Annotated in this window: 16 protein-coding genes and 1 pseudogene; 10 read left to right on the forward strand and 7 right to left on the reverse strand. The window is 60.7% G+C overall.

Features of this window, described 5'->3' with window-relative positions:
• Positions 1-29 precede the first annotated feature (29 nt).
• Positions 30-1,804: pseudogene (locus JL05_RS16645) on the reverse strand (sigma-54-dependent Fis family transcriptional regulator).
• 276 nt (positions 1,805-2,080) lie between these two features.
• On the opposite strand from JL05_RS16645, the gene exaC reads away from it, so the two are divergent.
• Positions 2,081-3,601: an acetaldehyde dehydrogenase ExaC gene (gene exaC, locus JL05_RS16650; protein WP_033633069.1), complete on the forward strand. Its 1,521-nt coding sequence runs from the start codon at positions 2,081-2,083 to the stop codon at positions 3,599-3,601.
• Positions 3,602-3,657: 56 nt separating this feature from the next.
• On the opposite strand, the gene adhP is transcribed toward exaC, so the two are convergent.
• From adhP to JL05_RS16665, 3 genes are all read right to left on the reverse strand, one after another.
• Positions 3,658-4,674: an alcohol dehydrogenase AdhP gene (adhP, locus tag JL05_RS16655; RefSeq protein WP_004928541.1), complete on the reverse strand. Its 1,017-nt coding sequence runs from the start codon at positions 4,672-4,674 to the stop codon at positions 3,658-3,660.
• A 197-nt stretch (positions 4,675-4,871) separates the two neighbouring features.
• On the reverse strand, positions 4,872-6,161 hold the full coding sequence (gene blh / locus JL05_RS16660; RefSeq protein WP_033633070.1) for a bifunctional sulfur transferase/dioxygenase Blh: 1,290 nt from the start codon (positions 6,159-6,161) through the stop codon (positions 4,872-4,874).
• Between the two features lie 16 nt (positions 6,162-6,177).
• Positions 6,178-7,089 carry a sulfite exporter TauE/SafE family protein gene (locus JL05_RS16665; protein ID WP_238545856.1) on the reverse strand — a complete coding sequence of 304 codons (912 nt, stop codon included), beginning with the start codon at positions 7,087-7,089 and terminating at the stop codon, positions 6,178-6,180.
• Positions 7,090-7,154: 65 nt separating this feature from the next.
• On the opposite strand from JL05_RS16665, the gene JL05_RS16670 reads away from it, so the two are divergent.
• Together JL05_RS16670 and JL05_RS16675 are read left to right on the forward strand one after the other, a co-directional pair.
• Positions 7,155-8,393: an NAD(P)/FAD-dependent oxidoreductase gene (locus JL05_RS16670; RefSeq protein WP_033633072.1), complete on the forward strand. Its 1,239-nt coding sequence runs from the start codon at positions 7,155-7,157 to the stop codon at positions 8,391-8,393.
• A 127-nt stretch (positions 8,394-8,520) separates the two neighbouring features.
• A complete protein-coding gene (locus JL05_RS16675) occupies positions 8,521-8,814 on the forward strand; it encodes an Rdx family protein (protein ID WP_033633073.1) in 294 nt (97 codons plus the stop codon).
• A gap of 6 nt (positions 8,815-8,820) precedes the next feature.
• Here the strand turns inward: JL05_RS16675 and JL05_RS16680 are convergent, their stop codons facing one another.
• On the reverse strand, positions 8,821-9,762 hold the full coding sequence (locus JL05_RS16680) for a LysR family transcriptional regulator (RefSeq protein ID WP_033633074.1): 942 nt from the start codon (positions 9,760-9,762) through the stop codon (positions 8,821-8,823).
• A 97-nt stretch (positions 9,763-9,859) separates the two neighbouring features.
• Here JL05_RS16680 and JL05_RS16685 point away from each other — a divergent pair, with 97 nt between their 5' ends.
• The 7 genes from JL05_RS16685 to JL05_RS16715 all read left to right on the forward strand — a co-directional run bounded on the left by JL05_RS16685 (position 9,860) and on the right by JL05_RS16715 (position 14,473).
• A complete protein-coding gene (locus JL05_RS16685; RefSeq protein WP_033633075.1) occupies positions 9,860-11,059 on the forward strand; it encodes an MFS transporter in 1,200 nt (399 codons plus the stop codon).
• A 94-nt stretch (positions 11,060-11,153) separates the two neighbouring features.
• Positions 11,154-11,648 carry a TIGR00645 family protein gene (locus JL05_RS16690; protein WP_004928561.1) on the forward strand — a complete coding sequence of 165 codons (495 nt, stop codon included), beginning with the start codon at positions 11,154-11,156 and terminating at the stop codon, positions 11,646-11,648.
• Between the two features lie 187 nt (positions 11,649-11,835).
• Positions 11,836-12,291, forward strand: a complete 456-nt coding sequence (fabZ, locus tag JL05_RS16695; RefSeq protein ID WP_004928563.1) for a 3-hydroxyacyl-ACP dehydratase FabZ — start codon at positions 11,836-11,838, stop codon at positions 12,289-12,291.
• A 30-nt stretch (positions 12,292-12,321) separates the two neighbouring features.
• Complete coding sequence (locus tag JL05_RS16700; RefSeq protein WP_004928565.1) at positions 12,322-13,110, forward strand: spermidine synthase; 789 nt, start codon at positions 12,322-12,324, stop codon at positions 13,108-13,110.
• A gap of 80 nt (positions 13,111-13,190) precedes the next feature.
• Entirely contained in the window at positions 13,191-13,385 is a 195-nt protein-coding gene (locus JL05_RS16705) for a ribbon-helix-helix protein, CopG family (RefSeq protein WP_004928567.1), read from the forward strand.
• A 147-nt stretch (positions 13,386-13,532) separates the two neighbouring features.
• On the forward strand, positions 13,533-13,934 hold the full coding sequence (locus JL05_RS16710) for a VOC family protein (protein ID WP_015377846.1): 402 nt from the start codon (positions 13,533-13,535) through the stop codon (positions 13,932-13,934).
• Positions 13,934-14,473: a dihydrofolate reductase family protein gene (locus tag JL05_RS16715; protein ID WP_174262915.1), complete on the forward strand. Its 540-nt coding sequence runs from the start codon at positions 13,934-13,936 to the stop codon at positions 14,471-14,473. The genes JL05_RS16710 and JL05_RS16715 overlap by 1 nt, the downstream gene beginning before the upstream one ends.
• Here the strand turns inward: JL05_RS16715 and JL05_RS16720 are convergent.
• Both JL05_RS16720 and JL05_RS16725 read right to left on the reverse strand, forming a co-directional pair.
• The gene (locus JL05_RS16720; RefSeq protein ID WP_033633077.1) at positions 14,458-15,852 is read right to left on the reverse strand and encodes an MFS transporter; all 1,395 of its coding nucleotides are present in this window, start codon (positions 15,850-15,852) and stop codon (positions 14,458-14,460) included. The genes JL05_RS16715 and JL05_RS16720 overlap by 16 nt on opposite strands.
• A 113-nt stretch (positions 15,853-15,965) precedes the next feature.
• A complete protein-coding gene (locus JL05_RS16725; protein ID WP_033633078.1) occupies positions 15,966-17,033 on the reverse strand; it encodes an oxidoreductase in 1,068 nt (355 codons plus the stop codon).
• Positions 17,034-17,040 lie beyond the last annotated feature (7 nt).

A 17,040-nucleotide genomic window follows, 5' to 3' on the forward strand; every position in this document is an offset into this window, starting at 1 on the left:
GGGCCTTATCGCCGCTCAATCGCGCCGCCTTATTCCGCCGCCGTTTTCTGCCTCCCCAGCCTGCGGTACAGCGTGCTGCGTGAAACGCCGAGCGCCTTCGCCGCCCGGCTGAGATTGCCGCCCGCCCTGTCGATCGCCGCCTGCAGCGCCCCCAGATCGGTATCGGCGTTCTCTTGCCGCGGCGCCAGCACCGCAATGGACTGAGGAAGATCGTCCAGGGTAAGCACCGCATGATCGTCCGCCAGCGCCAGCAGCACCTTGAGCGTGCTCAACAGTTGCCGCACGTTGCCGGGCCACGGATAGCGCGCCAGCATCGCCAGCGCCTCCGGCAACAGACGAATGTCGCGCCGCTCGCCGCCCAGCTCTCGCCACAGCTGCAAAATGAAGGCCTCCAGCTGCGCCCGCTCTCTGAGCGGCGGAATGCGCAGGCTGTATTCCTGTATGCGGTACAGCAAATCCTCGCGAAACGCCCCGCCTCTACCTGCCGATGCAGATCGTGGTGCGTGGCGCAGACCAGCGCGAACTCGACCGGATAAGCGCTGCGGCTGCCGAGCGGGGTGACCGTTTTTTCCTGTAATACCCGCAACAGGCGCGTTTGCAGACCCGCCGGCATGTCGCCGATTTCATCGAGAAACAGCACGCCGCCGTCCGCCTCGCGGATCTTGCCGATGTAGCCTTTCGGATTGGCGCCGGTAAACGCCCCCGGCGCATAGCCAAACAGTTCGGATTCGATCAGCGGCTCAGGCAGCGCCGCGCAGTTGATCGCCACGAAGTTGCCGTTGCGCCAGCGGCTCTCTTGAAACAGGCGGCGGCTGAAATGCTCTTTACCGCAGCCGGTTTCGCCGGTCACGCACAGCGAAAGGCCGGCGTTGAGAATGCGCAGCGCTTTCTGATGCTGCTCGTCGTGCCGTTCCGCCGGCGGCGCAGAACGCAGAGCGCTGACGCGGCGCTGCGGCGCCTCAAGCAACGAATAATAGTGCTGTTGATTGCCGGCCAGCGTCTGGCGCGGTGCCCCGGAAGGCTGTCGCAACAGGTCGGGAAACAGCTGGGTGAACTCAACGGAGCCGAATGAGGCCGACGAGAGCTGGAACTCCATCATCGCCAGTCGATTGGCGGCGATCAGCACTTCGTCGTGAAACACCAGCAGCAGCTCTTGCGCGCTGCCCAGGCAGCGGGCATCGGCGTGCAGACGCAGCGTCCAGTGGCGGTCGGCGATCGCGCTTCTGACCCAGCGGTGTTCGATATGCCGCACCGCCTGCATGATCAGGCGCTGTGCATCGCGGTACGGGCGCTGCGCGGGTGCGGAGAGATCCAGTATGCCGGCAATGCGGCCATCCGGCCGATAGATCGGTGCGGCGGTGCAGTTCAATCCGGCATTTTGGTTGAGAAAATGCTGGTCGCCGCGCACTTCGCAGAACGCACCCAGCGCCAGCGCGGTGCCGATGGCGTTGGTGCCCCGCTCCGCTTCTCCCCACTGGTTGCCCGGCGCCAGCGCAAAGCGCGACGCCTTATGCAGAAAGTCGGTATTGCCGCGGGTTTCCAGCACCAGCCCGTCGGCGTCGGCGATCACCACAATGGCGGGCTGGCGCGTAATTTGCGCGCCCAGCTGCTCGATCAGCGGCTGTACCCGCTGCGGCACCCAATCGTTGCGGCTGCGCAGCTCTTCGAGCAATCCGGCTTTGATAAACGGGATATGTTGATCGGTGCGCGTCAAGCCATAACCCTGGCTGCGTTGCCAGGATTCCGCCAACGGCTGGGTCAGCAAGCTGGCGCCCTCTGCGGGCAAGCGGTCGTCAGACAACATGCGTTTCTCCCCCGTTCGCGAGTGTTGCAAATGTGTATCATAAATGTGTATCAGGCGTTGCGACACGGGACACAAAAAATCATCGGCGACGGCGGCGCCACCCGAAGTTCTCAGCTCTCTCAATGCTTAAGGTTTTAATAACTCGTTCTTTTTTTTACGGATGCTACCTCTGTCGCTAATCTGGCACGCGCCGTGCTTCTCTTTGCTGCGGCGACATGCCGCATTCACAGGCGCAGCCCAATAGCGCCGCTTTTCATCTGCAGAGAGGTGCTTAACATGAAATATGTCCACCCCGGTTTGCCTGGCTCGCTGGTTTCGTTCCGCAAACGCTATGGCAACTACATTGGCGGCAAATTCGTCGAACCGGTATCCGGCAACTACTTCACCAACACCTCGCCGGTGACCGGCCAGCCGATCGCCGAATTCCCGCGTTCCGACGCCAAAGACATCGAGCTGGCGCTTGACGCGGCGCATGCGGCGGCGGAAGCCTGGGGTAAAACCAGCGTGCAGGAGCGTTCCAACGTGCTGCTGGCGATCGCCGATCGCATCGAATCGCGGCTGGAGATGCTGGCGCTGACCGAAACCTGGGACAACGGCAAACCGATCCGCGAAACCCTGAATGCCGATCTGCCGTTGGCGGTCGACCATTTCCGTTACTTCGCCGGTTGCCTGCGCGCGCAGGAAGGCACCGCGGCGGAGATCGACCAGAACACCGTGGCCTACCATATCTATGAACCGCTGGGCGTGGTCGGCCAGATCATTCCGTGGAACTTCCCGCTGCTGATGGCCGCCTGGAAACTGGCGCCAGCGCTGGCGGGCGGTAACTGCGTGGTGCTGAAACCGGCGGAACAAACGCCGCTCGGCATCAGCGTGCTGATGGAAGAGATCGGCGATCTGCTGCCGCCGGGCGTGCTCAACGTAGTGCAAGGTTTTGGCGCCGAGGCCGGCGAAGCGCTGGCGCGCAGCAAACGCATTGAAAAAATCGCCTTCACCGGCTCCACGCCGGTCGGCCGCCATATCCTCGCCTGTGCGGCGGAGAACATCATCCCCAGCACCGTCGAGCTGGGCGGAAAATCGCCGAACATTTATTTTGAAGACATCATGCAGGCGGAACCGGAGTTTATCGACAAAGCGGTTGAGGGGCTGGTGCTGGGCTTCTTCAACCAGGGGGAGGTGTGCACCTGCCCTTCACGCGCGCTGATCCAGGAATCCATCTACCCGCAGTTTATGGAGAAAGTGCTGGCGCGTATCGCTACCATCCGCCAGGGCGATCCCTTCGACACCGAGACCATGATCGGCGCCCAGGCGTCAAAACAGCAGTACGACAAGATCCTGTCCTATATCGAGATCGCTAAAAACGAGGGAGGCAAAATCGTTGTGGGCGGCGAGCCCGCCCAGCGCGGCGACGAAGTGCAAAACGGTTTCTACCTGCAGCCGACGCTGATTACCGGCAACAACAGCATGCGTTTCTTCCGCGAGGAGATCTTCGGGCCGGTGATTGGCGTCACCACCTTCAAGGATGAGGCCGAAGCCCTGGCGCTGGCCAACGACACCGAGTTCGGGCTGGGCGCCGGGCTGTGGACCCGCGACATCAACCGCGCTTACCGCATGGGCCGCGCGATCAAGGCCGGCCGCGTGTGGACCAACTGCTACCACCTGTACCCGGCGCACGCCGCGTTCGGCGGCTACAAGAACTCCGGCATCGGACGCGAAACCCACAAGGCGGCGCTGTCGCACTATCAACAGGTGAAAAACCTGCTGGTCAGCTACGACGCCAAGCCGCTGGGCCTGTTCTGAATCCGGCGTAATGACAAGAAGGCCACCCGCAGGTGGCCTTCTTTTTTTCGCGTGGCCTACTTCGCCATGCCGAGATCGATCACCATGCGACCGCGAATGGTGCCCGCCTTCATCTCGTCGAAGATGGCGTTGATATCCCCCAGCGGCCGCTTGGTCACTTTCGGCGTCACCTTGCCTTCGGCGGCGAACTGGAACGCCTCCTTTAGATCTTCGCGCGTGCCCACCAGCGAACCCACCACCTGAATGCCGTCCAGCACCAGGCGCGGAATGCTCAGATCCATGCTCTCCGGCGGCAGCCCCACGGCCACCACTTTACCGCCGGCGCGCACCGCATTCACCGCCGAGTTGAAGGCGGCTTTCGCCACCGCCGTCACCACCGCCGCGTGAGCGCCGCCGGTTTGCTGCTGAATGATCTCCTCCGCGTTTTGCGTTTTGGAGTTGATGGTCAGATCGGCGCCGATCTGTTTGGCGAACTCCAGCTGACCGTCGTTGACGTCGATGGCGATCACTTTGGCGTTAAACACGTTCTTGGCATACTGCAGCGCCAGGTTGCCCAGCCCGCCCAAGCCGTAGATGGCGATCCACTGCCCCGGTTTGATATCGGAAATCTTCACCGCCTTGTAGGTGGTGACGCCGGCGCAGGTGATGCTGCTGGCGGCGAAAGAATCGAGCCCATCCGGCACTTTCACCGCGTAGTCCGCCACCACGATGCACTCTTCCGCCATGCCGCCGTCAACGCTATAGCCGGCGTTTTTCACCGAGCGGCACAGGGTCTCGTTGCCGCTGACGCAGTATTCGCAATGGCCGCACCCCTGGTAAAACCAGGCGACGCTGGCGCGGTCACCCACTTTTAACGAGGTGACGCCCTCACCGACGGCGGAGACCACGCCGATGCCCTCATGCCCCAACGTAATGCCCGGCACCTCACCGAAATCGCCATTTTTCACGTGCAAATCGGTGTGGCACACCCCGCAACACTCCATTTTCAACGCCGCTTCGCCGTGCTTCAGCGGGCGCAGCACTTTATCCTGAATGTCTACGGTATGGTTTTTCGTCACTACGGCAGCTTTCATGGTGTTTTCCTTAGCAGAGTGGGAAGTACAGTTGTTAATGTAGTGACTGTATTCGGTGAGGGCAAGTGCCACCTGTTTTGTGTAAAAACAAATAATTAAATATGAATCAGTCTGCTTATTTCATAAAAAACCATTAACAGACGGCGCGATCGCCTCGAGGTTGGCAGCCGTGAACGATCGCGCCTCCATGGCTTGATTTATCCCTTGAAGCGATTAACTGGGATTTTGAGGTAGTGCCGCCCATCATCTTCGCAATCTGGCAGAACGCCGCCGCGAATATTGACCTGCAGCGCCATCAGCATCAATTCCGGATGCGGCAACGTGGCGTCTCGCTGCTTTCTTTGCGCGATAAATTGGGCTTTATCCATGTTGGCCACCCAGGGGTTGTTCTCGCGCTGCTCTCGCACGGTGCTTTCCCAGCGGGCCTCACGCCCCGCCGGGCGATAATCATGGCCGGTAAACAGGCGGGTATCCGCTGGCAGGCTCAAGATCCGCTGCAACGAATCCCACAGGGCTTCCGCATTTCCGCCGGGGAAATCGGCCCTTGCGGTGCCGCTGTCCGGCATGAAAAACGTATCGTGAATAAACGCCGCATCGGCGATGTGATAAGTGACGGACGCCAGGGTGTGGCCAGGAGACAGCAAGACTTCAGCACGCAGGTTGCCGATAAAAAAGACGTCCCCATCCGCAAATAGCGCATCCCACAGGGTTTCGGCGGGAGGCAATTCTTTCAAATTATAGATGTCTTGCCACAGCCCCTGCACGGCGGTAATTTTTTCGCCTATGCCGGTGAGAGCGCCGGTTTTCTGCGCCAGCCAGGTGGCGGCAGAAAAATGGTCGGCATGCGGGTGCGTATCCAGCACCCAGGCCACTCCCCATCCTTGCTGCTGGATAAAGCTTAAAATGGTGCGGGCCTGCTGATGCGAGACCGTGCCCGATCGGCGATCAAAATCCAGCACCGGGTCGATGATGGCGCAGCGACGCGCTGCGGGATCGGCGACGACATACTGCAGGCTGCCGCTTTCCGGCTCATAAAACGCGTGCACTTGCGCGTGAGGCTGAACGGCCTGATGCCGGCCATACCAGCCCAGCGCCTTATCGGCATCGGCGCCATACTCTGCGCACTGGCTGCGAAATTGCGCTTCGTCTATCTGGCCTTCACGCAGCGCATACAGCAGGGAAAGGCAGGCAGAACGCGCTCCGCTCCTGCAATGCGCCAGGCTCTTCTCACCCCGCCGCAACAGGTAATGGAAGGTATAAACGGTCTCCCAGGTCAGCGTGTCGAATGTGTAAGGCAGATAGACGTAGCCCATTCCCCATTGCTCAGCCAACGCTTTTTCTTGTTGATGGTTAAGGTACTCGCCCGGCTCTTCATCTGGCCGATTGTTGACGATAAACCGATAGCCTTGTTGATGCAGGATGGCGAAATCATTCGCTGCGGGCGCCCCCGAAAAGGAGAGCTGATGATGGTAAGTACGGATGTGCATATTTTTTCCTTTTGTTTTATAGGCTTTTAAAAAGCATATAAAGGGCCAGCACCAACAACATGCCGGCATAGAGCACACGGATAATGTCCTCGCGTTTTTTCAGGCGCTCGGTGAGTGCCACCCCCACGACGCCCCCCAGAACACCGCCGACGATGAGCCAGCAGGTAATGACCAGCGACACCTTGCCAGACATGGCATAGCTTGCGCTTGTCGATAATCCCATGGCGGAAACCACGACCAGTGAGGTCGCCACCGCTTCAACCAGCGAAAAGCGGAAGAACCAGAGCAGCGCCGGCACCACCAAAAATCCGCCGCCGATGCCCAAAAAACCGGCCACCGCGCCCAGCGCCAGCACGCTGGGCCACACGATGGCGGGATGAAATGTCGGATGGGAGGACGGTAATCCGTTGCCTGCCCGATGATTTTTTTTCAGCGTCAATCCGGCGACAACCAGCATCAGCAGAGAGAAAGGCAGGGTTAAATGGTGCCCGTCCGTCATTTTTCCCACCTGAGAGCCAGCCAGCGTTCCCACCACCGCCACCAGAGAAACGGTAACGCCGGTCCGCCACCGGACGTTTCCTTTGGCGGCATGAACAAAAAGATTGATCAGCGCGCTAATGGCAACGGACATGGCACTGGTGCCTATAACCAAGTGCGTATCCGGGATTTTCACCATATACAGCAACAAGGGAACGCAGACGATGGATCCGCCTCCCCCGGTCAGAGCCAGGAGAAATCCGACTATTCCCCCGGTTATCACCAACAGCGTCAGGGTATAAAAAGTAAAATGGAAAAAATCCAATGCATTAATTCCCTTTCGATATTTATGGCATTTATTAACGATCAGTTTGCGTTGATTGTCAAATAACTTATTACATTTAGCTATTACATATAGCCAAATCGAATATGCGATTTTTAATATAACCATAAGTTCTATAAATTATCTTTAAATCTGAGCCGCAACCCCCTACTTTCTTATGAAAGGAGACCTGCATGAAACCAGAAAAAATAAACACCCTGAAGAAAGTTGTTGTTATTGGCGGTGGTTCATCTGGCATCGGCGTCATCGCAAGCATAAGGAAGCGAGTTAAAGATGCGGATATAACTGTCGTTGAACCCAATGACTGTCATTATTACCAGCCGGCATGGACCCTGGTGGGCGGCGGGCTCTTTGATATCAATAAAACGCAGCGCGCCATGCGCGATGTTATTCCTTCTGGCGTCTCATGGCTCCAGGACAGCGTTGTCAGGGTTGATCCCAATGAAAAATATATCGAGACCCGTCAGGGGAAACGCGTAAGCTATGATTTCCTTATTGTTGCCTGCGGCCTTGTTTTACGTTGGGATAAAATAGAAGGCCTTGAAGAGACGTTAGGATTTAACGGCGTCACCTCTAATTATCGTTTTGATCTTGCAGAATACACCTGGCAACTGGTCCGGGAGATGCAAGGCGGCAAGGCGATATTTTCCCAACCCACGCTTCCCATAAAATGCGCCGGCGCGCCGCAAAAAGCCTTATATCTTTCATGCGACCATTGGCGGCGGCAAGGCGTTCTGAATAATATTAACGTCAATTTCTGCCTTGCGGGCACGGCGGTTTTCGGCATTCCGCAATTTGTCCCCCCGCTGAGTGGCTATTTGGAAAAATACCGTGCACAGGTCAACTTCAATCATAATTTAATCCGTATAGATGGCGAAAATCGGCAAGCGATATTTGCCGTGGAGAAAAATGAAGAGGAAAAACGCGAGTTAACCCTGCCCTTCGATATGCTTCACGTGGTGCCGCCTCAATCAGCCCCGGCGTTTATTTCGCAAAGCGGACTCGCGGATGGCACCGGCTGGTGCGATGTGGATAAATTGACGCTGCAACATAAGCATTGGCCGGATATTTTTGCGGTAGGCGACTGTTGCTCAACGCCAAACGCCAAAACCCTGGCGGCAGCGCGAAAGCAGGTGGTGGTGGTGGCGGAAAACGTCGCGGCACGTATTCATGGCACGCCTCTCACAGCCCATTATGATGGTTATGGTTCCTGTCCATTGACGGTCGAGAAAGGCAAAGTTGTGCTGGCGGAGTTTGGCTATGACGGTAAATTGCTGCCCACGTTTCCACTGCTCGACGCAACCCAGCCCAGCCGTATGGCCTGGTGGCTGAAAGCCTGTTTTTTACCCCGGTTTTATTGGGCGGGCATGCTGCGCGGGGTTGAATGGTTTGCCGGAAGCAAGCGGCCGTGATGCACTCTCGGCTCCCCTTGTCGCTCTGGCCGCAGCAGGCGCTTGACTATTCGGCGATACACGGCCACCATCGCTTGCGAGCCAGCAGGCTGATTGCAAGCCGTCACCACTAACCGGTCGATCAACGATGAAAAACGCACCCGCCGTTACGATTCACTACTGTTCACAATGCAACTGGCTGCTGCGCGCCGGCTGGATGGCGCAAGAGCTGCTGAGCACCTTCGGCGACGATCTCGCCTCCGTCACCCTGATGCCGGGCACCGGCGGGGTCTACCAAATCAGCGTCGATGGCGTGATGATTTGGGATCGCAAGATTGACGGCGGCTTCCCCGATGCGGCGCAGTTAAAGCAGCGGCTGCGCGATCACAGCTTCCCCGATCGTTCTCTCGGCCACAGCGACGGTAAAAAAGCCAGACACTGAAGGCCGTCAGCGCCCCGTCGGCGGCTGCGCGCCGAGAATGCGCGGCATCGTTTCTTTCATCATTTCCATGAATTTGCGTAAACGCGCGGGATAATAGCTGGCGTAGGGATACAACAGGTAAATAGGCAGTGGCTCAGCTCGCCACAGGGGTAACAGCGTCTGCAGAGCGCCTTGCGCCAATTCTTCTTTCACCACCCAAGACGACACGATCGCGACGCCCAGCCCTTCCAGCGCCGCCTTGCGCGCCGCATAAAGGCTGTCGGTGCTCAACCTCGGCGCGATGTCGAAACGCCGCTGTTCACCGCTGGTCGCGTGGGTCAAGACGACCTCATTACGATAAAAACTGTTTACCGCCAGCCACGGCAATGAGGCCAAATCGTCGAGATCGACGATCGCCGGTCGTTCAGCCAACAGCGCCGGTGACGCCACCGTGCTGCGCGGCACCTCCGCCAGCAACACCGCCACGACCGACGGATCGGTCACCGCACCGACGTGAATGGCGCAATCCACCCCCTCGGGAATAAAGTCCGGAGAATGATCGTTCAGCGTCCACTCAACGTAAGTTTGCGGGTAGCGCCGCAAATACTTGCCCAACGGACCGATCAGCTGCTCCTGGCCGAATGCGTGCGGCGCCCGCACGCGCAACACGCCGACCGGTTCGTCGCGCGCGCCGCCAAGCCCTTCTTCCAGGCTTTGCCATTGTTCAATCAGCCCCCGCGCCTGGCGGTAACAGCGCTCGCCGTCGTCGGTCAGTTTGAGGGCGTGGGTGGTCCGCTGGATCAGTTTGGCGCCCAGCAGCTGTTCCAATGCCTGCAGACGCCGGCTGATCGTCGGCTGAGAAGTGCCCAGCTGCTGCGCCGCCGCCGACAGGCTGCCGCTTTCGACGATGCGCACCAGCGTATGCAGCAAAGTTATGCGGTCGCCGTTAGGTAAGTTAATTTTATTCATACGTTGAGTGTATAACAGTTTTACCTGCGAGGGGGCTACAGCGGCATGAAGCAAGCGGTAAAAATGACCGCACATTCACTTTGCAGGAATTTTTACCATGAACACCGCCACCACCCACGGTGCACCGTCCGCCAACGTCGTATTTCTGCTGGCCGCCGGCGCCGGCCTCAGCGTCGCGTCAATCTATTACAGCCAGCCCATGCTTGGCATGATGGGCGCCGATTTCCACGCCGGCGTCGCCGATGCCGGCATGGTGCCGACGCTGACCCAGTTAGGCTATGCGCTGGGCATTTTACTGTTGGCGCCGCTCGGCGACCGGTACGATCGCCGGCGGATCATTCTGGTAAAAGGCGCGCTGCTGACGCTGACGCTGTTACTCTGCGCTTTTGCTGCCTCGTTCCCGCTGTTGTTGCTCAGCAGCCTGGCGATAGGCCTGACCGCCACCGTCGCGCAGGACATTATCCCCGCCGCCGCCACGCTGGCGCCGGAGGCCAGCCGCGGCAAAACCGTCGGCGCAGTGATGACCGGGCTATTGGCCGGCATTTTGCTGTCGCGGGTGTTCAGCGGCGCGATCGCCGAGTACGCCGGCTGGCGCAGCGTCTACGCACTCGCGGCGCTGGGCGTTTTGTCGATCACGCTGACGATCTGGCGCATGTTGCCGCGTCTTCGCCCTCATAACGCGCTGAGTTACCCCGCGCTGCTGCGCTCGCTGGGACATCTGTGGGCCGAGTATCCCGCGCTACGGCGCGCAACGCTGGCGCAAGGCTTTCTGTCATTGGGCTTCAGCGCTTTCTGGTCAACGCTGGCGTTGATGCTGGCGGAGCGCTACCAGATCGGCAGCGCGGCCGCCGGCGCGTTTGGCCTGGCGGGGGCGGCGGGTGCGCTGGCGGCGCCGTTGGCGGGCAGTCTGGCCGATCGGCACGGCCCTGACGTCGTGACCCGTATCGGCGCGGGACTGGTTCTGGCCTCCTTCGCCTTGATGTTTCTGCTGCCGCTGTTGCCGCTCCCGGCGCAACTGGCGCTGATTGCGCTGAGCGCCGTCGGATTCGACCTGGGCATCCAGGCTACGCTGATCGCGCACCAAACCATCGTTTACGGTCTCGATCCGGCAGCCCGCAGCCGATTGAACGCCCTCTTGTTCACCGGCGTGTTCATCGGTATGGCGACCGGCGCCGCCCTCGGCAGCCGCATTCTGGCAAGCGCGGGCTGGCCGGGCGTCGTGGCGCTGGCGACGGCGGCGGGGGCCGTGGCGCTGTGGATCCGCAGCGGGCGCAAAACGGCGCGCGTAGTGGCCTGATAGCACCCTCTACTGGCGCAAGCGGTTGATTTCACCCAGGCCTCTTGCGCTATACTGAGCGCCCTTTTTGCTACGCATTTAAAACAATTTTATGATGGAACGCTTGCTAGAAAACGCGATGTACGCCTCCCGCTGGCTGCTCGCGCCGGTTTATTTCGGCCTTTCGCTCACTCTGGTCGCCCTGTCGATCAAGTTTTTTCAGGAAATTCTCCACGTCCTGCCAAATATTTTTGCCGTTACCGAAGCCGATCTGGTGTTGACCTTGCTGTCGCTGATCGACATGGCGCTGGTCGGCGGCCTGTTGGTGATGGTGATGTTCTCCGGCTATGAAAACTTCGTCTCGCAATTGGATATCACCGAAGGGAAAGAGAAACTGAGCTGGCTGGGCAAAATGGACGCCACCTCGCTGAAAAACAAGGTCGCCGCATCTATCGTCGCCATCTCCTCCATTCACCTGCTGCGGGTGTTTATGGACGCCAAGAACGTGCCCGACAACAAGCTGATGTGGTATGTGATCATCCACCTCACCTTTGTGCTCTCCGCCTTCGTGATGGGTTATTTGGACAAGGTGACCCGCTCCAAGCACTAAACGCGCCACCACGCCCGATCGTCAGGATCGGGTGTCTTCCCCTCCTTCGCTGTTCCCCAACCGTCACCGCCGTCATGTCTTTCATCTGGCACATCTGATGATAATTTTATTATAATGTCATTACACTCATTATGGACCGAACGCCGGCCACGCACCGGATTCGCCGCAGACAGGATCACGCACTTCCATGCCATTAAACGGTCACCCCCTGCAATTCAACGATATTCAGGCGATCCTGCCTCATCGTTATCCCTGCCTGTTGGTCGATCGCGTGCTGCCCGCCGGCACCTGCATTGCCGAAGGCCGGCTGAGCGCCATCAAGAACATTACCGCCAATGAGCCGACGTTCTGGAACGGCCATGCGCACTTCGCCGGTTTTCCCGGCGTGCTGTTGGTGGAAGCGCTGGCGCAAAGCACCGGGCTGCTGGCGCATTATTATCTCGGGGCGTTGAATGAAGGGGAACATTACTACTTCGCTTCCATTCAGCGGGCGCGGTTTTATCGCGCCGCCCGTCCCGGCGACCAGGTGTTGATGGAGGTCGCCTTTGTACGCCGGCGGGGCGCGATCGCCCGCTTCACCGGCCGCGCCAGCATCGATGGCCGGCGCATTTGCACCGCCGATTTCATGTGCGCCCGTAAATAGGCCGCTTGCCAAAGGAAACCTGCGAATACCATGTCTCTGGTTGACAGCTTACTCAGAACCCTCGATTTCTCCCCGCGCGGCCAGGTGATCGCTCGCGAAACCGACGCCTGGGGCGAAATCATCGTTTCTGATCACAAGGACTACCGCACGCTGCGGTTTGACGGCATCTGCGAGCAAAGCAAGATGAGCCTCAGCAACCCCGCGCAACCGATCCACAACTACATCAAAGCGATGCTGATGGCGGTGGCCTGGCAGCCGCCGACCTCGGCGTTGATCCTGGGATTAGGCGGCGGCAGCTTGCTGCGTGCGCTGCACGCGCTCGATCCGGCCATGCGTCTGGACGTGGTTGAACTGCGCGCCGCGGTGATCGCCGTCGCACGCCGCTATTTTACGCTGCCGGCCACCGACACCATCAGCCTGCGTACCGCCGACGCCATGGACTTTGTGCGCCCGCCCGCCGAGACGCGTTACGATCTGATTTTCTCCGATCTCTATTCGGCGTTCGCCATGGATCCGCAGCAAGGCACCCAGACATTCCTGGAAAACTGCGCCGCGCGGCTGAACGACGGGGGCTGGCTGGTGCTCAATTACCACGATCTGCCCGATGAAAACAGCCTGCTGTACCACAGCCTGCACCGGATATTCGGCACCGTATTATTTTGCGTCGCCCCCAGCGGCAACGTGATCATTTACGCCACGCCGGCGCAGGTGACGTTGCCGCTCAGCACGCTGCGCACGCTGGCCGCCGGCAGCGGCGAGCTGTTCAACTGCGAACTCGGCTACCTGTCACGCAAAATAGAACGGCTGCATTTCCGCTAAGAACGAGCGGCGACGCGGTCTGGCTGGCCGCTTCGTCCACATGGTATTATCATTCAGTCATCATTCTCTGGAGGATCCTGATGGAAAAGAAAACGGCGCGGCTAACGGTGCTGATTGACCCGGACAAGAAGAAAGCTCTGGAAGAGCTGTGCCTGCAGCAGGACGTCACCCCTTCTCAGGTGGTGCGTCAACTGATCCGCGATTATCTGCACAAGCATCAGGTGGATTATCCCAGCCAGCCGACCCACGCCAATCCGCGCGTCGAGAGCAATTGAGGCGGCCCGCCCCATAAACCGTGAAGCGCGCTTTGCCCCCCTGCGCGCGTCCCTAATCCGAATCCTCCACGGCGGTCTGTCCATCCTGCGATATCGCTGCTACTGTTTTAGGCGTTCATTATTCTCTCTTGGGGAAGGAAACGCGCCATGTTCAGCCATATTACCGTCGGCGTCAGCGATCTGGATGCCGCCGCCGCGTTCTACGACGCCATTCTGTTGCCATTGGGCTTACAACGGCGGGAAGTGACGCCGGACGGCGGCCCCGCCGCCCGCTGCTGGGTGATGCCAGGCCAAACGCTGCCGCGTTTTTACGCCTACCAACCCTTCGACAGACAGCCCGCCAGCGCCGGCAACGGCAGCATGCTGGCCTTCCTCGCCGCCGACGAGCTGGCGGTTAAACGCGCCTACGCCGCCGGTCTGCTGGCGGGCGGCAGCAGTGAAGGCGAGCCCGGCGAGCGCGCGCACTACGGCAAAGGCTATTTCGGCGCTTACCTGCGCGATCCCGACGGCAACAAGGTGCATGTGGTTTATCGGGGAGATCTCGCCTGATGAAATGCTCGGTTTACATCGCCACCAGCGTAGACGGATTCATTGCCGGCCCGGATGGCGACATCGACTGGCTGCTGCGGCCCGAATATGCGGTTTCGCTGCTCAATGGGTTGAGTTTTGAAGCGTTTGTCGCCGACATCGACGCGCTGGTGATGGGCCGCCATACCTATGATAAAGTCCGCGCCTTTCCCGAGTGGCCTTATGGCGCACTGCCGGTGGTGGTGCTGTCGACGCAGCCGCCCGCGCCGCACGCAACAGGCCACGTTCGCTGGATGAATGGCGAACCGGCGGCCATCGTGGCGCAGTTGGCCGAGCAAGGCTGCCGTCACCTGTATATCGACGGCGGCCAGACCGTGCAACGCTTCCTGCAGGCCGGCTTGATCGACGAACTGACGATTACGCGCGTGCCGCTGCTGCTGGGCGGCGGTATCCCCTTATTCGACGCCGATGGCCAGGAGCAGCGCCTGCGCCTGCTTGCCGTCACCTCATCGGACAACGGTTTCGTGCAAGAACGCTACGCGGTTCAGCGCGCGCCGTAACGCAGCATCAGGCGGCGGCCGCCGAAGGCGATGAGCAACGCCGCCAATGCCAACAGCGCCGCCACGCCGTAGGTCACCCGCATGCCGTAAGCCGCGGCGGCCGCAGTGCCCGCGACCTGCTGCGAAGCCAGATAAAACAGCGCCCCCATCGCCGACGCGCCGGTGATCGCCCCCAGATTGCGCGACAGGTTCACCATGCCGGCGATCAGCCCGCGCCGTTCAGGAAACAGATCCTTCATCAGCATGGTGTTGTTGGCCACCTGAAACAGCGCATAGCCGGCGGTCAACAGCGCGATCGGCGCGACATAGCCAAGTACGCCCCAACGGCCCAGCAGCGACAGCAATCCCGCCCCGGCAGCCACTGCCGCCAGCCCAAGCTGGGCGATGCGTTGCGATCCAAAGCGATCCACCAGATAGCCGGCCGGTATGCCGGTCAGGATCGCCACCGCCGGTCCCGCCGACATCACCAGTCCCACCTGCGCGGCGCTTAAGCCCAGCGCCCGCGACAGATAGAACGGCCCGACCACCAGCGTGGCGGTCATCACCGTCATCACCAGCGCACTGGCCGCCAGCCCTGCCGTCAGGGCCGGATGGCGGAACATCGACGGCGCAAGCAACGGCGATGCGGCGCGGCGTTCCACGCGGATAAACAACCCCGCCGCCAGCAGAGCGCCCAACATCAACCCCAGGTTAAGCGCGCCGAAGTCGCCGCGCCCGAGGGTCATCGCCAGCGAATAGCAGAGCAATGCGCCGCCCAGCAGCAACGTGCCGGCGCGATCGAACGGTTCCGCGCGCGTTGCCGCGCGCGGCCCATTCGGCAAGTATCGCCAGGCAAGCCACAGCGCCAGCAGCCCCAGCGGCAGGTTGATCAGGAACATCGCCCGCCAGCCGAAACCGGCGATCAGCGCGCCGCCCAACGACGGCCCCAGCGCGGTGCCCACGGCTGACATCGTGCCGAGCAGCCCCATCGCGCGGCCGATTTTTTCCGTCCCCAGAACCTCGCCCGCCAGCGCCATGGCGATTGACATCATGACTGCGCCCCCCAACCCCTGCGCCAGGCGCGCCGCCAGCAACAGCCACAGTTGCGGAGCCAGCGTGCAAATCAGCGAAGCGGCGGTAAACAGCGCGATGCCCGCCAGCAGCAGGCGGCGGCGATTGAGGCTGTCGCCCAAACGGCCGATGCCGATAATGCAAGTGGTGACGGCCAGCAAATAGCAGAGCAACACCCACTGCACCGCCTGGAACGAGGCATGGAACGCAGTGGCGAGCGCCGGCAGCCCGACGTTGGCAATGCTGATGCCAAGCGATGACAGCAGCATGCTCAGAGAAAGAGCGGCCAGTATGCCGCGGACGCCTTGCGGCGAAGGGTGGGATAACATGATGAACACTCCTGACATAGACTGCGGGTAAGCCTATGTCAGGGGTTAGCATGGCGGAAGACGCATGGCATGCACTGTATCCATGCGCCTGACGCCTTATCTGACGCGAGCCGTTACCAGGCGGCGATTTCCGCCTCGGAGAGCGGCAATGGCTGAGTCACACCGGTTTCCGCCGCCAGGGTGGCCGCTTCCAGCACCGCCATCACCGCCAACGCCTGCGCCGCGGTAACCGGGTTGGCGCCTGCGCCGCGCAACGCATCGCGCACCTGGAAGTAATACTGGCGCTGATCGCCATCCGGCGTCGGCAGCGTGCGCACCGGCTCCGTGCCGATAAACAGGCTCATCGCGTCGTCGTCTTTGCCCCACTCCGCCGAACCCGGCGTCACGCCGGCCAGTAGCTGGCTTTCCTGCCCGTCGGCGCGCGCTTTGACCACGCTGCCTTTCTCGCCGTGCACGGTAAAGCGTGAGACGCCACCCGCCACCAGCATGCTGCCGTGCAGGATCACGCGGTGCGTCGGATAGTTCAGCACCACGTGGGCCCAGTCGTTAATCTGCGCGTTGGGGCGCAACGTAGCGATGTTGGCCTGCACGCTGTGCGGCAAACCGAACAGCTGCAGCGCCTGATCGACCATGTGCGGCCCCAGATCGAACCACAGCCCGCTGCCTGGGAGGTTTTGTTCACGCCAGCGCACCCGTACTTCAGGGCGATAGCGGTCGATATGGGACTCAAAGTGCGTCACCTTACCGATCAGCCCCTGCTCGATCACCTGTTTCACCCCCAGGAAATCGCTGTCCCAGCGACGGTTCTGGAACACCGACAGCAGGCGGCCGTGCTTCTCCGCCGCGGCAATCAGCGCGCGCGCCTGCGCCAAATCCAGCGTAAACGGCTTATCCACCACCACGTGCTTGCCCGCCTCCAGCGCGGCCAGCGCCAGCGGCGCATGGGTGTCGTTCGGCGATGCGATCACCACCAAATCCACCTCCGGCCGGCGGATGGCCTCCAGCGGATCGGCGATCACCTGCGCGTGCGGCAGATCGGCATGTACCTTGGCGGCATCGCGCGAAGCCACCACGCTCAGTTCCAACCCCGGCACCGCGTTAATCAGCGGCGCGTGAAACGCCTTGCCGACAAAGCCGTAGCCAATCAGCGCCACCTGCAACGGTCGAGCGGTATCCTTCATCAGTGTT

Source organism: Serratia nematodiphila DZ0503SBS1, assembly GCF_000738675.1.
GTDB lineage: Bacteria > Pseudomonadota > Gammaproteobacteria > Enterobacterales > Enterobacteriaceae > Serratia > Serratia nematodiphila.